Below are 15,194 nucleotides of genomic sequence, written 5' to 3' on the forward strand. Positions count from 1 at the left end.
CCTCAGATCCAGCCGGACCCGCCGCACAGGTCGTCGGCGGCCGCGGGACCGGTCGATCCGGCCGCATACGGTTGCGGCGCAGGCGGATTGTCCAGCACCGGCGCGGCCACCTCCCACACGTGGGCGAGGCCGTCGGGCCGGGTGAACAGCGACCGGTCACCGCGCAGCACGTCGACGATGAGCCGCGCGTACGGCGACAGGCCGTCGGCCACCTCGTCGAGCTGTTCGGTCATGTGCGCGACGGACAGGTCGGTGCCCGAACCCGGTTCCTTGACGGTGACGGCCAGATCGATGGCACCGTCACCGGCCAGGTCGAAGGTCAGCACGGTGCCGTCCTCCGGGGTATCGGTCAGCGGGCCGTCGCTGGGGGCGCGGAACACGAGACTGAGTCGCTGTGCGCTGTGGTCGAGCATCTTGCCGGTCCGGAGCAGGAACGGGACGCCGTGCCAGCGGTCGGTGTCGACCCACAGGCGGACTGCCGCGAACGTCTCGGTGGTGGAATCGTCCGGAATCCCCTCGGTGTCGCGATACCCCTCGTACTGGCCGTAGACCACTTCGGCGGGGTCGAGCGGACGGAAGGCCGCGATGACCGACTCCCGCGCGTCGAGCAGGTCGTCGGCGCCGAGCGACGCCGGAGGTTCCATGGCGACCTCGGCCGCCACCTGGAACAGGTGCGTGACGATCATGTCCAGGAAGGCCCCGGTGGCGTCATAGAACGCGGCGCGGTCGGCGATGTCGAGGGTCTCCGGGACGTCGATCTGGACCTCGGCCACGTGCTCGCGGTTCCACACCCCGGCGAACAGTCCGTTGGCGAAACGCAGGACGTGCAGGTTCTGGGTGCTCTCCTTCCCGAGGAAGTGGTCGATCCGGTAGATCTGCTTCTCGTCGAGGGATTCGTGCACCGCTTCGTCGAGTGCCCGGAATCCGTCGGGAGACGTCCCGAACGGCTTCTCGTAGACGACCCGCGAACCCTTCGCGAGACCATGCGCGGCAATGGCTTTCGTGTAGTCGACGAAAGTGGTGGGCGGGAGGGCGAGGTAGTGGACCAGCTGAGCGGTGTCCCCGACGGCGTTGCGGGCGGCGTCGATCACCTCCAGCAGACGGCCGGGGTCGTCCGCGGTGAACCCGCCGCCGGCGAACCGGATGGTCTCGGCGAACGACTTCCACTCGTCCGACGAGCCCGACCCGTCCGCACCGAACTCCTCGATCGCATCCTTGACGTGCTGTCGGAACTCGTCGTCAGTGCGGTCGCCCCGCCCGTTGCCGATGAGCTGCCACCCGCGGGGGAGCAGATCGCGGCGGTGGAGTTCGTACAGCGACGGCAGGACCATCCGCTTGGCGAGGTCGCCGGTCGACCCGAAGAGTACGAAGATCACTGCTGAGTCCGCGTCAGAATCGGACGGTGTCGCGTTCTCCGGTGCGGAGCTGTCTGCGGTCATGCATCAATAGTGCCCATCGACGCTGCCGGAGGTCGGATACGCGCGGAGAGCGGACCTGCTCGCCGACGCGGGAAGGAGTGATGCAGATCACATGCCCAGTTAACATGAGCGGAATGGACTCAACTCTGTTGGCGTTGTAGACCGCGTATGGCTCATACTTGAGCCTGTTGGACTAAAGAGAAAGGTGCACGCGAGTGGACAGCTTCACCCCCACCACCAAGACGCAGCAAGCATTGAGCGCTGCTGTGCAGGCGGCGGCCAGCGCTGGAAACCCCGACGTGCGACCGGCCCACATCCTGGTGGCACTGCTCGATCAGTCCGACGGCATCGCGTCGCCACTGCTGAAGGCAGTGGGCGTGGACCCGTCGAGCGTTCAGGCGCAGGCCCAGGCATTGGTCGATCGCATGCCGACGGTGTCCGGCGCCAGCTCGACGCCTCAACTATCCCGTGAATCGATCGCGGCCATCACCGCAGCCCAGCAGCTGGCTGGTGAACTCGACGACGAGTACGTCTCGACCGAGCACGTCGTCGTCGGTCTGGCGACCGGTGACTCCGATGTCGCCAAATTGCTGCACAACCTCGGTGCGACTCCGCAGGCTCTGCGCGAGGCATTCGTCGCCGTGCGCGGCAGTGCGCGGGTCACCTCCGAGGATCCCGAATCGACCTACCAGGCTCTCGAGAAGTACTCGACCGATCTGACCGCGGCCGCCCGCGAGGGCAAGCTCGACCCGGTCATCGGCCGCGACACCGAGATCCGGCGCGTCGTACAGGTGCTCAGCCGACGGACCAAGAACAACCCGGTCCTCATCGGTGAGCCCGGTGTCGGCAAGACCGCCATCGTCGAAGGCCTCGCCCAGCGCATCGTCGCCGGCGACGTGCCGGAGTCGTTGCGCAACAAGACCGTCATCTCCCTCGACATGGGATCGATGGTCGCCGGCGCGAAGTACCGAGGCGAGTTCGAGGAGCGCCTGAAGGCCGTGCTCGACGAGATCAAGGGGTCGGCCGGACAGGTCATCACCTTCATCGACGAGCTGCATACGATCGTGGGTGCCGGTGCGACAGGCGATTCCGCGATGGACGCCGGCAACATGATCAAGCCGATGCTCGCCCGCGGTGAGCTGCGCCTGGTCGGTGCCACGACCCTCGAGGAGTACCGCAAGTACATCGAGAAGGACGCCGCACTCGAGCGTCGATTCCAGCAGGTGTACGTCGGTGAGCCGTCGGTCGAAGATGCCATCGGCATCCTCCGCGGCCTCAAGGACCGGTACGAGGTGCACCACGGTGTGCGCATCACCGACTCCGCACTGGTCGCTGCCGCAACGCTGTCCGACCGGTACATCACCTCGCGCTTCCTGCCCGACAAGGCCATCGACCTCGTCGACGAGGCCGCGTCGCGGTTGCGGATGGAGATCGACTCGCGCCCCGTCGAGATCGACGAGGTCGAGCGGATCGTCCGCCGTCTCGAGGTCGAGGAGGTCGCCTTGGAGAAGGAAACCGACGCGGCGTCGAAGGAGCGGCTCGAGAAGCTGCGCGCCGAGCTGGCCGACCAGAAGGAGAAGCTCAACGAGCTCTCCGCCCGGTGGCAGTCGGAGAAGACCGCGATCGACGCGGTCCGCGACCTCAAGGAGGAGCTGGAACGGCTTCGCGGCGAGGCGGATCGGGCCGAGCGCGACGGTGACCTCGGACGGGCTGCCGAGCTGCGGTACGGCACGATCCCCGGACTGGAGAAGGAACTCGAGGCCGCGATCGAGAAGACCGGCACCGATCCGTCGCAGGACGTGATGTTGCAGGAGGAGGTCGGACCCGACGATGTGGCCCAGGTCGTGTCGGCGTGGACCGGAATCCCGGCCGGACGCATGCTCGAGGGCGAGACCGCCAAGCTGCTGCGCATGGAAGAGGAACTGGGACACCGGGTCATCGGCCAGAAGGACGCGGTGCAGGCGGTGTCCGACGCGGTGCGTCGTGCCCGCGCAGGCGTCGCCGACCCGAACCGGCCGCTCGGTTCCTTCATGTTCCTCGGCCCCACCGGTGTCGGCAAGACCGAGCTCGCCAAGGCGCTCGCCGAGTTCCTGTTCGACGACGAGCGGGCGATGGTCCGCATCGACATGAGTGAGTACGGCGAGAAGCACAGCGTCGCACGGCTCGTCGGTGCCCCGCCCGGTTACGTCGGGTACGAGGCCGGCGGCCAGCTGACCGAGGCGGTGCGGCGTCGTCCGTACACGGTGGTCCTGTTCGACGAGATCGAGAAGGCCCACCCGGACGTCTTCGACATACTGCTGCAGGTGCTGGACGAAGGCCGACTGACCGACGGCCAGGGCCGGACGGTGGACTTCCGCAACACCATCCTGATCCTCACCTCGAACCTCGGTGCGGGTGGCGACAAGGACCAGGTGATGATGGCGGTGCGGTCGGCGTTCAAGCCGGAGTTCATCAACCGTCTCGACGATGTGGTGATCTTCGATGCCCTGAGCCCGGAGGAACTGGTGTCGATCGTCGACATCCAGCTCGGCCAGCTCAAGAAGCGCCTCGCGCAGCGTCGCCTCGACCTCGAGGTGTCGCTCAAGGCCAAGGAATGGCTGGGCGCACGTGGATTCGACCCGCTGTACGGTGCGCGCCCACTGCGCCGGTTGGTGCAGCAGGCCATCGGTGACCAGCTCGCCAAGCAACTGCTCGCCGGAGACATCCGCGACGGTGACGTGGTGCCGGTCAACGTCAGTGCCGACGGAGAGTCGTTGGTACTCGGCTGATCTCAGCTCGTCACAGTTCATCGCGAGACAGAGTCCATCGCAAGACAGGGGACCCATCCTTCGGGATGGGTCCCTTTGTCGTTGTGCATGGTTCAAAGGGTGGCGAGTAGCTCCATGAGGTGTGCTTCGACGAGAGAGGGCCGGGGTGAGGGTGGTCCGGGTCGGGGTGGTCGGACGTCGATGACGTGGCTGATTGTCAGCCATGATTGGCGTGCTTGATCGTCGGGCCCCCTGCTCCCTGAGGAGCGCCCGGAGCTTGCGGAGGGCGCGTCACGAAGGGTGGTCGGTCCGTAGATCTCGGTGCGCACGGTGTTCAGATGTTCTGCGAACCGCCGGGGTATGTCGGGTCGGCGGTTGATGTGTTCGGGGTTGGGGGGTGCGCCGGGTTCGGCGTTGAGTCGCCAGACGCAGCGGCCTTCGTCGGGTCCGGACCGTTCGATCCGGGTGGCGTACTGGCCGGGCTGATCACCGACCATGCGGTTGTGTCGCGGGCACGCCGGTGCGAGGTCGTCGATATCGGTGAGACCGCCCTTGGCCCAATCCTTCTGGGCGTGATGGAGTTCGATCTGGGTGGCGGGCTGATCGCAGCCGGGTGCGGAACAGACTTCGCCGTCGGGGCGGGCGAAGGAGACGAGACGTTGTTCGCGGGTTGCCAAACGTTTCCCGCGCCCGAAGTACAGTGGCACGGCGGTGTGATCTTTGAAGATCGCGAGCCACGGCTGGATGTCCCCGGCCATCGCGATCAGGTCGGGGATCGGGAGCAGGGTGCCGGTGGCGGTGGTGGCGAGCCCGGCTTCGCGGATCAGGTCGCCCAGATCGGCTTTGATGATCAGATGGGCGGGCAGGCCGCGGTGCGACGTTCCGAGAATCCCGTCTGAAAAGCCGGCGGTGAGTGCGGCATCGAGGGCGTCGTGATTTGTCTGGGCGGGGGTGCGTTGGTCACGGTCGGCGGCGGTGGCCAGCGCGTCGGGGTCGGCGGTGCCGGCCGGACCCTGGGGTGAGGCGGGGTCGTCGGGGTTGTTGAGTCCGGGTTTGCCCCAGACGGCGAACATCATCGTGAGTCGGGCGTGGAGTGCGGGAGTGAGGGTGCCGGAGATGGTGGCGGTGCCGTCGGCGCGTTGGCGTCCGATCCACAGGCCGCGGCGTCGTTTCTGGTCGGTGTCGTCGGCCAGGGTGCCGTCGGGGTCGAGATGGGCCAACAAGCGCGCGCCCAATTGGGTGATGTCGGCGGGGGTGTGGGCTTCGGCGATTTCGGCCATCTGCCGTTCGGCAGCGACTTTCACGTCGTGGTCGATGGTGCCGGGGATGCGGTCGAGGACGTCGAGGGCGGCTTGGTCGTGTGCGGTGCCGACGGTGCCTCGCGCGAATGCCTCAGCCAGGCAAGGGTGTTCGGGCTCCAAGATTTCACCGCCGAGGCTGGTGCGGGTGGCGGTGGCGTCCATCTGCTTACGCCGGCGCATCGGGTTCGACACCCGCAGTCGGTGGGTCATGAACTGCATGAGCGTGCGGCAGCCGGTCTTGCGGGGGAGGTCGCGGGCCTCGACTTGATCGATCTGCCGGTCACCGGCAACGGTCAGGCGTGCGATGGCACGTTCGGTATCGGCTGCCACGTCGGCCAACTCAGTATCGGTGCACGGCGACAGGTCCACAGTCTGCAATTTGTCGAGAATCGCATGCAGCTCGGCCACCAGCTCGACCGCACCAGGGGACGGCACGCCGGTGCCATCGTGTCGTTGGGTATCTGTCATGACGGTCACCTCCCCCGAGAACCGTTGATGCGAATGTGCTTTCGAGTGTACACGACCTGGGTCGTCTGGCAACGCCGAAAGTGTTGGTGTGCAACGGAACTGAGTGATCAAATTCTGTCGGTGCCGTGTGGTAGGGGCGGTTGCCCGCCACCGCCTAGGCGAAGATCGCCTGGAGGGCGGGCACCACGTCGTGGTGGTCCCGGATCGGCCGGCACCGGCCCCGGCCGATGAGCGCCAGGTCTTGTGCGAGTTCGGCGTCGTGTTCACCGGAGATGTCGAGCAGCACGTCGACGCGGGGTAACCGACCGGCCGCGTCCCGGGGGTCGGGTCCGGCGTTGTGGACGCAGTCGCTCAACAGGATCACGCGAGCGTCGGCGGAAGGTGTGCCGGCCAACTGGTCGAGGGCGGTCTGCAGCGGGAAGGCCACGTTGGTCAGGCCCTGTGCGGGCAGTGCGAGGAGTTCATCGACGAGATGTTCGGTGGTGACCGGTCGGCCGAGAGGGACGATGAGCGCGGCGTCGGACCAGAAGGCGATGACGGCGAGGTCGTCGCGACCGAGTTCACCGGCGAGTGCGCCGGCTGTCGCGGCCGCGGTGCGGACCTGCTCGCCGCGGGTGGAGCCGGACACGTCGACCGCCAGCACGATGGAGCGTCGGCGCCGGACGCGCTCGCGCACGCGGATGTCGTCGTCCTCAGGAATCGGGTTGCCGATGAGTGCCTCGAGGGTCGCGTCGAGATCGAGCTCATCGGAGCCACCCCGCCAACGCTGGGTCGTGAGTACACCGTTGGCGCTGCGGCGTGCGTTCCGTGTCTCCACGGGACGTGCGAGTCGGAGTCGTCTGGCGAGTCCGATCGCCCGCTCTCGCGCGACCGGGTCGGTCTGTGCTGCAGGGGAATCGTCGTCACGGGTACCTGCGTCATCGGTGACCGCGACGACCGCACCCGAGGTCCCGCGGGGCACGTCCCGGGCACGTCCACGTCGACCGATCGGGACGACGGCGCCGCCGCGGCCCGCGGGCTCGAACAGCATCGGGCTTTCCGACAGCTGTTTGGGTCTGCGCCGCAGTGGCTTCCGTCGACGGGGTTGAGTGCTGACCGAATCGCGCCGGAGCGGTGAATCGGCGTCGACCGCTCTTCAACCCGGGTCGGCCGCCGCCGGCGCCAGTAGGAAGTGGTTCTGCCAGATCTCGCCGAGCACCTGTTCGGCGGTGGTGAACGCGACGTCGTCGAGATGGATCCGCCCGGACAGGGCAACCTGCATGGCGTCGAGGAAGGTGGCGGTGTACGCCGACGGCAGGTCGCGTGGCGGTTCGACCGCGTCGTCGACCGGGACGGCGATGCCGCGCATCTCGCACAGCTGGTGCGCGAGGAGTGCGGTGTCGATCGCTCCGCGTACGCTGCTGCCCTGACGGACGGCGTCGTGTCGACGGGTGTCGCGGGTGACGGTGACGGCATCCGCGACCACTCTCGCCGACGACAATTCTGTCCTGCGCGAGACGATCTCGCGCTCCGCCGCGTCGTCCTGATAGTCGACGACCAGCCGGCACATGCGATCGTAGACCGAGGTCGACAGGCGCGTGGTGCCGACATTGTCGAAGGGATTCATCGACGCCACGATGCGAAAACTTGGCTGGGCGGCGATGGTGCCGACGCGCGGGACGGTGATGGTCCGCTCGGCCATCGCGGTGAGCAGAGTGTCGATGGTGTCCTCCGGCGCGCGGTTGAACTCCTCGACATAGAGGAACCCGCCGGCGCGCATGGCCTCGATGAGCGGGCCGTCGACGAAGTTGTCGGGGGAGTAGTCCTCGCGCAAGACCCGCGCCGGGTTGTGGTGCCCCACCAGGCGTCCGGGAGTCAGGTCGGCATTGCCCTCCACCAGGACGAGTGGGATGCCCCAGTCGGCGGTGATCGAGCGCAGCAGTGTGCTCTTGGATGTTCCCGGTGGGCCTTCCAGGATCAGGTCCCGGCCTGCGGCCACCGCGGCCAGGACGAGGTCGAGTTCGCGATCGCGGCCGACGACCTCGGCGGCGATCCGTGCCCGGATCGCCGCGAGGCCATGTGTTTCCATCGGCCGAAGTGAGGTCACCTGACCGGTTCCTGGTTGACCCCGGTGAGGAGAAGGTGACCGGCATCCACCGGGATGGTCACGCCCGTGACAGAAGCTGCCAGGTCCGAGTTCAGATACAGGGCGGTGTTCGCGATCACCTCGGGTGGCATGAACGAGTGCCCCTTGAGTGCGTGGAAGTGATATCCGCCCTCGATCAGGTCGTCGGGGGTGCCGCCCTCGTGGCCGGCGAACATGTCCCACGCGCCCTGCTGATCGGTCATCGGGGTACGGATCGCGCCCGGATTGATGGAGTTGCAGCGAATTCCGTGCGGCGCGAGCTCCAGCGCGATGTTCTTCATCAGCCCGATCACGCCATGTTTCGTGGCCACGTAGTGCGCGTAGTTCATGCCGGGTTCGAGTCCGTTCACCGACGAGGTGATGACGATCGATCCGCTCTGTCGCTCGATCATGTGCGGTGCAACGGCTTTGGCGGACTTCCACACCCCGGTGAGGTTGACATCCATCATGTCCGACCACATCTGTTCGGACATCTCCCAGAACGGGGCGCGGGTCCAGATGCCGGCGTTGGCGATCAGGACGTCGATCTTGCCGAACTCGGTGATCCCCGCGGCCACCGCGTCGTCGAGTTGCGTCTGATCGCGGACGTCGGCGTCGAAGGTCAGAGCCCGCCGGTCGAGCGCTTCGACCTGGCGCACGGTTTCGGTCATGTCATCGGCTGTGGCCAGCGGATATTCGACGGAGTCGAGCTGCCGGGTGATGTCGAGCAGGATGACGTCCGCGCCCTCGCGGGCGGAGGTGAGCGCGTGCGCGCGACCCTGGCCGCGGGCTCCGCCGGTGATCAGTACGGTCTTGCCGTCGAGAAGTCCCATGTCGATGCCCCCTCTACAGTCGTCCGCCGGCGTCGACGACGTGGGTGGTCCCGGTGACATAGCGACCGTCGTCGGAGACGAGGTAGAGGACCGCGTTCGAGATGTCGACCGGTTCAACCATCGACACCGGCAGCCTGTTCAATTCTCGGGCGGCTTCCTCGAAATCGGCCCGGGTGGGTTGCTCGATGTCGGGACGGAAGAGTTTGTAGGTGGCGTCGTTGAGGATCATCTCGGTCGCCACCGTGGTCGGGTGCACCGTGTTCACGCGAATACTCTGCGGCGCCAACTCTTTCGCGAGGACCTGCATCATGCCGATCAGTCCTGCCTTGGCCGCGGAGTAGTGCGCGATGTTCTCGTTGGCCCACATCGCGGCGAGTGAACTGGTCAGGACGATCGAGCCGCCGCGCCCACCGGCGACGATGTGTGGTGCCGCCGCGCGAACGGTCTTCCACACTCCGGTCAGGTTGATGTCGATCATGGTCTGCCACATGGTCTCGTCCATCTCGAGAGTGGGCGCCATGGTGCTGATACCGGCGTTGGCGAGGACGATGTCGATGCGGCCGAGCTGTGCCACCCCGTCGTCGGCGGCCTGCTTCAGCGCGGACAGGTCACGCACGTCGGCCTCGGTGGCGATGATCCGGCGGTCGAGTGCCTCCACCTCGCGCACGGTCTCCTCGAGGTCGCCCGGGCGGGCGGTGTCGTAGGGGACGGTCTCGACCTGCTGGGAGACATCGACCGCGATGATGTCCGCGCCCTCCTGGGCCAGGCGTATCGCGTGACTGCGTCCCTGACCGCGTGCGGCTCCGGTGATGAAGGCGACCTTGCCCTCGAGTTTGCCCATGGTGATCCCTTCGACACGACGTGCGACGAGTGATGCACGTCTCACCGGTGACGATATGTCACAGCGTGCCATAACGGTGCCAAAACCGACTTTTCCGGTGTCAGGCGTCCGCGGCAGGCGGGGGTGACACGATGGCGGGCATGGAAACCGCACGGTCTGAGGAGGTGCGCGTCGACCGGGGCGGCCGTCCCGCCACGACCAGCGCGCATGAGCTCGCCGCACGAGCACAGGAATTGTTCCTCGAGCGCGGCTTCGAGAAGACGAGTGTGGGCGACATCGCCGATGCGGCGGGAGTCAGCCGCCGGACCTTCTTTCGCTACTTTCCGACGAAGGCCGACGTGGTGTGGGTCGAGTCGGCGGCCGAACTCGATCACTTCCGCCGGCTCGTCGCAGCGGCGTCCACCGACACGCCACCCCACCTGACGGTGACCGAAGCGTTCATCACGGCGATCGATCACGGACGAGCCGAAGAGCGGTGGGCGCGTCATCGGGCGCAACTCATTCTCACCGTGCCCGCAGTGCAGGCGCAGGCGAACGTCGTCTATCGGCAGTGGCGGACGGTCATCGCCGACCACGTCCGGACGCGTGCCGCCGGTCGTGGCGACGACGCGTACCCGACCGCGGTGGCGTACGCGGTCATCGCCGGATCATCTGCTGCACACGAGATGTGGCTCCGACGAGACGATCTCGAGCTCGGGCACTGTCTTCGGCGCATGTTCGACCTCATGGTGCCGGGGCCGCCGTCCGGCAGCTGACTCGGACGAGTCCGTCGAGCCGCCTCGCGTCGAGTTCACCGCACGACCTCGCGGTGCCCGGCGTCGATGCGGCGGGTCCACCTGCGGGAGTCGAGATACTCGAGCAGCGGGATCACCACGCGCCGAGTGGTTCCCAGCGCCTGACGGGCGGCACTGGTGGTGAACGGTTGATCGAGCGAGGCGAGGATGCGCATCGCCATGGCTGGGGCGGCCGGCAACAGCACGACCCCGTCGCGTAACCGGAGCACTCGTCCCGTGTGCTCGGCTGCGGCCAGTTCCTTGGCGCCCAGTCCGAGTGTGCTGAGGTCGTCGGCCTCGGGAGCACGAAACGGTTGGTCGGTGAGACGTCGCTCCAAGGCGCGGACCGCGTCCTCGGCGTCGCCGAGGGAGGGGATGTGGCCGGGCACCGACAGATGGCCATCGGATGACGCGAGACCCGCCTCGGCGACGACGGCGTCCAGCAACGCCGAGTCCGGCAGACCCAACAGTGCGGGCGCTCCCGCCGCGGACATGCCCGCGGACAACGGGTCCCGCTCGTGCAGCTCGAGAACGGAGGTGTGTAGTCGTCCGGCCCAGGCCGCGAGTGACTCCTCGGCGACCCACCATCCGTCGATCACGCGGACGGACCGGGGTGCGGAGTCCGCGTCGCCGACGAGACCGAGTCGCGCGAGATCGGCGACGCGCACCGCGCCCCGTCGCATGACCTCCTCGGCAGCTCCCGCGCCGTCGGTCGCGGCCGCCAGGATTGCCGCTCGACGTGCGGCGTCACCCCGGCGATTCAGTGGCGGCGGATCGGGGTGCAGGACGACGCCGCCGCCGACGATCCGCTGCCCGGGATCACGCAGTACCACCCGGTCTCCGTTCGACAGCGGGAGAGCGTGGGCGAGCGTGAGTCGGCCATGATCGGGGTCGAGCGGTCGCACGCGCACCGGTACCGCGGCCGTGCCGATGTGGGCGATCAGGTGCTCGGGGGCCTCGTCGAACGGCGTGCCGCTCGCGCGTCGTAGGTCGATGAGGGCGGACGCGTGCCAGGCGCCCGGAGTCACGAGCGCGTCACCGCGCGCGACGTCGTCGACACCCGCACCGCGGAGGTTGACCGCGACCCGGCTGACCGGACCGGCGGTCGCGAGAGTCGTGCCCTCGCTTTGCAATCCGCGAACATCGACCCGGCGGCCGCCGTGGGGAGTATGTAGTTCCAGGGTGTCGCCGACCGAGATCGTTCCCGACGCCAAGGTGCCCGTGACGACCGTACCGGCCCCGGTGCGGGTGAACACCCGGTCGACCCAGAACCGCACACGACCGGAGGACGGTGGCGAAGGTGACTGCGCGAGAACATCATCGAGGGTCGTGCGCAACTCGTCGATGCCGGAGTGGTCGATTGCGGACACCACCACCGCGGGGACATGGGCAAGACCGGTGTCGCCCAGCCGGTGTCGCGCTTCGTCGATCACCTCGCGGATGCGATCAGCCGATGCCCGGTCGGCGCGGGTGATGACGAGCACCCCGGATTGGATGCCGAGTGCGGCGATGGCGTCGCGGTGGTCGTCGGACTGGGCACGCCACCCCTCGTCGGCGGCCACGACGAACAGGACGACCGGCGCAGGTCCCAGGCCGGCCAACATGTTCGGGATGAACCGCTCGTGACCGGGGACGTCGACGAAAGCCACATCGGCGCCGGAAGGCAGTGTCGTCCAGGCGAAGCCGAGGTCGATGGTCAGGCCGCGGCGTCGTTCCTCCTCCCACCGGTCCGGTTCGATGCCGGTCAGAGCCCGCACCAGTGTGGACTTGCCGTGGTCCACGTGTCCGGCGGTGGCGACCACGTATTTCATGAGCAGTACTTCATGCGCTGAACTTCATGATTCGGGGATCACAGTTCGTCCAGGGCCTGCACGATCGCGGCGAGGAGTCGCGGGTCGTCGGCCTCGGGGACGCACCGCACGTCGACGAGACATGCGTCGTCGTGGACGCGGGGCAGCACGGCGGGATCGCCGAGGCGGAGGCGTTCGGCCGCGGCGACCGGGAGCCGCACCGCCCACCCGGGTAGCGGCACGCCGGGTGCGCCACCGCCACCTACCCGCCCGTCGTGTGCGACGACCGGGAAACCGAGTGCAGCAGCCAGGGATTCAGTGCGTACACGAAGGTTCTCGGAGTCGGCATGGAGGTACTCCCAGACCGGCGGCCGTGGCCCGCCGACGGTGGCCTCCATGGCGGCGAGTGCGAGCTTGTCCGCGCGAACCGCCCGCGCCAGAGGGTGTTTCGCCAACCGCTGCACGAGGGTTGGATCACCGAGGAGGAGTCCGGCCTGCGGTCCGCCCAGGAGCTTGTCGCCGCTCGCGATCACCAGATCGGCACCGGATTTTAGTGTCGTCGTCGCGTCCGGCTCGTCGGGCAGCAGCGGGTCTGGGCGCAGGAGGCCGCTGCCGATGTCGGCGACGACGGGCACGTCGTGCGCCCGGCCGAGGTCGCGCAATTCGGCTAGCGAGGTGTCGCTGGTGAAACCCTCCAGGCGGAAATTGCTGGGGTGGACCTTGAGGACGGCACCGACGTCGTCCGAGGCGAGGGCGTCGGCGTAATCGCGTGCATGGGTCCGGTTGGTCGTACCGACCTCGTGCAGCCGTGCGCCGGTCGACGCGATCAGCTCGGTGAGCCGGAAGCCGGCACCGATCTCGATCATCTCGCCACGGCTGATCACCACCGCCCGGCCGGCAGCCAGCGCGGTCGTCGCGAGCACCAGCGCGGCGGCACCGTTGTTGACCATCAACGCATCTCCGGCGGCGGGACACGCGCGCACGAGCGCCGCGCGGGTGGCCGCCCCGCGCTTCGACCGCGTCCCGGTTCCGAGATCGAGTTCCACATCCACATAGCCCGATGCTGCGACCACTGCTTCGAGTGCGGTGGGGGATAGTGGCGCCCGACCCAGATTGGTGTGCACGACGACGCCGGTGGCGTTCAGCACCGGGCGTGCCGAGGACGCGCGGTGACCGGAGAGTGCGTCGACGACCGCCTGCTCGACCTCGTCGGGCGGCAGTTCACCGCGCCGCGCGGCGTCCTGGGCGGCACGGATGGTGTCGCGAACCGTCCCGTCGCCCAGCCGCTTTCGCGCGTCGATCGCGGCGGGCAGCGACAGCAGGGCATCGGTGCGAGGAATGCGGCGACGCGGGTCGGCGACGGGGGGCTTCGACACGGCTCCTCGCTTCGCTCGTCACCGGCTCAGCCGGCGGTGGGTGGCGGAGGCGGACGGGAATCGAACCCGCCAGACCGAGATACTCGACCTCACCGGTTTTGAAGACCGGGGAGCCCACCAGGACCCATACGCCTCCCTGCGCTGTCCAACGTATCCGACGGCGAGAACCGTCAGTCCTGCTGGTGCGGCCAGTTCCCCTGGGTGATCAGCTCCTCGAAGTGGCGGATCAGCTTCGGATTGAGATCATCCTCGACCGCTCGTCGAAAATCGCCGTCCCACTTCGCAAACCAGTCGTCGTCCCGCTTCATCAGGAAGATGGGCCAGCCGTGGGTGATGTCGAGTTCGTCGCCATACAGGTCGGTGGAACCGTCCTCCCGCATGTACCAGTAGTCGTGACCCGACTCCCAGAACGCCTGTAACTCGTCTGCGGTGACGTAGTACTCGCCGTCTGCCTGCCTCATGTGCCCGATGGTAGCGATCCGCGGTCGGGGACACGTCTGATTGCGTGAGGGCTACCCTCGGCACGGTGACTGTGCATGATGATGCTCCCGTCCGACTCACCGGCTACGCCCACGGTGGCGGGTGCGCGTGCAAGATCCCGCCGGGCGAGCTCGAGCAGGCGGTCGCCGGGCTGACCGGCCAGGTCGGTGACGACGTCATCGTCGGGCTCGACGCCGGGGACGACGCCGCGGCCGTGCGCGTCCGTGACGACCTCGCGGTGCTCTCCACCGCCGACTTCTTCACCCCCGTCGTCGACGATCCCTACGACTGGGGCCGCATCGCCGCCGCGAACGCGCTGTCCGACATCTACGCGATGGGCGGTACCCCCGTCGTCGCGATCAACCTGGTCGGCTGGCCGCGAGGTGTCCTGCCGATGGAGTTGATGACCGAGGTGCTGCGCGGGGGTCTCGACGTCGGGACGTCGGCGGGCTGCCCGGTCATCGGCGGGCACACCATCGACGACCCGGAACCCAAGTACGGCATGGCGGTGACCGGTGTCGCCCACCCCGACCGGCTGCTGCGCAACGACGCCGCCGAGGCGGGCCTGCCGATCACCCTCACCAAACCGATCGGCGTCGGCCTGCTGAACAACCGGCACAAGCAGACCGGCGAGGTGTTCGACGAGGCGATCGCCCTGATGACGACGCTCAATCGCGACGCTTCGACGGCCGCGGTCGCGGCCGGTGCCCGCGCGGCGACCGACGTCACCGGATTCGGCCTGCTCGGTCACCTGCACAAGTTGTGCCGAGCCTCCGGCGTCGGCGCGGTGCTCGACCGCAGCGCGGTACCCGCGGTGGGCGGCGCGGCCGAGGCCCTGCGGGACGGGTTCGTGTCCGGCGGAACCCGCCGCAACCTCGACTGGGTGCGGCCGCACCTGACCCTCGGTGCCGGGATCACCGACGACGACATGCTGTTCCTGGCCGACGCCCAGACATCGGGCGGGCTCCTCGTGGTCGGTGAGGTGCCGGGCTATCCGGTGATCGGGGCGACGGTGGCCGGCTCCGGAATCACGGTGCGCTGACGCTCCTGGCGCTCACGGAGC

At 68.1% G+C, this 15,194-nt stretch carries 12 protein-coding genes and 1 tRNA gene; 3 read left to right on the plus strand and 10 right to left on the minus strand.

The genetic code is table 11. The annotated features are described in order from the left end of the window. Positions 1-2: 2 nt before the first annotated feature. Positions 3-1,439, minus strand: coding sequence for a glucose-6-phosphate dehydrogenase (NADP(+)) (locus tag MHN80_RS11175; RefSeq protein ID WP_275447611.1), 1,437 nt, complete (start codon positions 1,437-1,439; stop codon positions 3-5). 194 nt (positions 1,440-1,633) lie between these two features. Between MHN80_RS11175 and clpB the strand changes: the two genes are divergently transcribed. After that, positions 1,634-4,186: an ATP-dependent chaperone ClpB gene (clpB, locus tag MHN80_RS11180; protein ID WP_239401620.1), complete on the plus strand. Its 2,553-nt coding sequence runs from the start codon at positions 1,634-1,636 to the stop codon at positions 4,184-4,186. Between the two features lie 92 nt (positions 4,187-4,278). On the opposite strand, the gene MHN80_RS11185 is transcribed toward clpB, so the two are convergent. The 5 genes from MHN80_RS11185 to MHN80_RS11205 all read right to left on the minus strand — a co-directional run bounded on the left by MHN80_RS11185 (position 4,279) and on the right by MHN80_RS11205 (position 9,712). Then, complete coding sequence (locus tag MHN80_RS11185; RefSeq protein ID WP_239401622.1) at positions 4,279-5,934, minus strand: HNH endonuclease signature motif containing protein; 1,656 nt, start codon at positions 5,932-5,934, stop codon at positions 4,279-4,281. Positions 5,935-6,088: 154 nt separating this feature from the next. Then, positions 6,089-6,964: a VWA domain-containing protein gene (locus MHN80_RS11190; protein ID WP_239401624.1), complete on the minus strand. Its 876-nt coding sequence runs from the start codon at positions 6,962-6,964 to the stop codon at positions 6,089-6,091. 105 nt (positions 6,965-7,069) lie between these two features. Then, entirely contained in the window at positions 7,070-8,002 is a 933-nt protein-coding gene (locus MHN80_RS11195; protein WP_239401626.1) for a MoxR family ATPase, read from the minus strand. A 14-nt stretch (positions 8,003-8,016) separates the two neighbouring features. Further along, on the minus strand, positions 8,017-8,871 hold the full coding sequence (locus MHN80_RS11200; protein WP_239401628.1) for a mycofactocin-coupled SDR family oxidoreductase: 855 nt from the start codon (positions 8,869-8,871) through the stop codon (positions 8,017-8,019). Positions 8,872-8,884: 13 nt separating this feature from the next. Continuing rightward, entirely contained in the window at positions 8,885-9,712 is an 828-nt protein-coding gene (locus tag MHN80_RS11205; protein ID WP_004021919.1) for a mycofactocin-coupled SDR family oxidoreductase, read from the minus strand. A gap of 131 nt (positions 9,713-9,843) precedes the next feature. Here MHN80_RS11205 and MHN80_RS11210 point away from each other — a divergent pair, with 131 nt between their 5' ends. After that, positions 9,844-10,467, plus strand: coding sequence for a TetR family transcriptional regulator (locus MHN80_RS11210; RefSeq protein ID WP_239401630.1), 624 nt, complete (start codon positions 9,844-9,846; stop codon positions 10,465-10,467). A 35-nt stretch (positions 10,468-10,502) separates the two neighbouring features. Here MHN80_RS11210 and selB read toward each other — a convergent pair whose 3' ends face one another. From selB to MHN80_RS11230, 4 genes are all read right to left on the minus strand, one after another. After that, complete coding sequence (gene selB / locus MHN80_RS11215; protein WP_239401632.1) at positions 10,503-12,296, minus strand: selenocysteine-specific translation elongation factor; 1,794 nt, start codon at positions 12,294-12,296, stop codon at positions 10,503-10,505. A 38-nt stretch (positions 12,297-12,334) separates the two neighbouring features. Next, positions 12,335-13,651 carry an L-seryl-tRNA(Sec) selenium transferase gene (gene selA, locus MHN80_RS11220; RefSeq protein WP_239401634.1) on the minus strand — a complete coding sequence of 439 codons (1,317 nt, stop codon included), beginning with the start codon at positions 13,649-13,651 and terminating at the stop codon, positions 12,335-12,337. 41 nt (positions 13,652-13,692) lie between these two features. Beyond that, a tRNA-Sec gene (locus tag MHN80_RS11225) sits at positions 13,693-13,787 on the minus strand. Positions 13,788-13,821: 34 nt separating this feature from the next. Continuing rightward, a complete protein-coding gene (locus tag MHN80_RS11230; RefSeq protein ID WP_101819680.1) occupies positions 13,822-14,112 on the minus strand; it encodes a hypothetical protein in 291 nt (96 codons plus the stop codon). Positions 14,113-14,183: 71 nt separating this feature from the next. On the opposite strand from MHN80_RS11230, the gene selD reads away from it, so the two are divergent. Next, positions 14,184-15,173, plus strand: a complete 990-nt coding sequence (selD, locus tag MHN80_RS11235; RefSeq protein ID WP_374206342.1) for a selenide, water dikinase SelD — start codon at positions 14,184-14,186, stop codon at positions 15,171-15,173. The last annotated feature ends 21 nt before the right edge of the window (positions 15,174-15,194 follow it).

The sequence above is a fragment of the Gordonia sp. McavH-238-E genome, assembly GCF_022348225.1.
Lineage (GTDB): Bacteria > Actinomycetota > Actinomycetes > Mycobacteriales > Mycobacteriaceae > Gordonia > Gordonia terrae.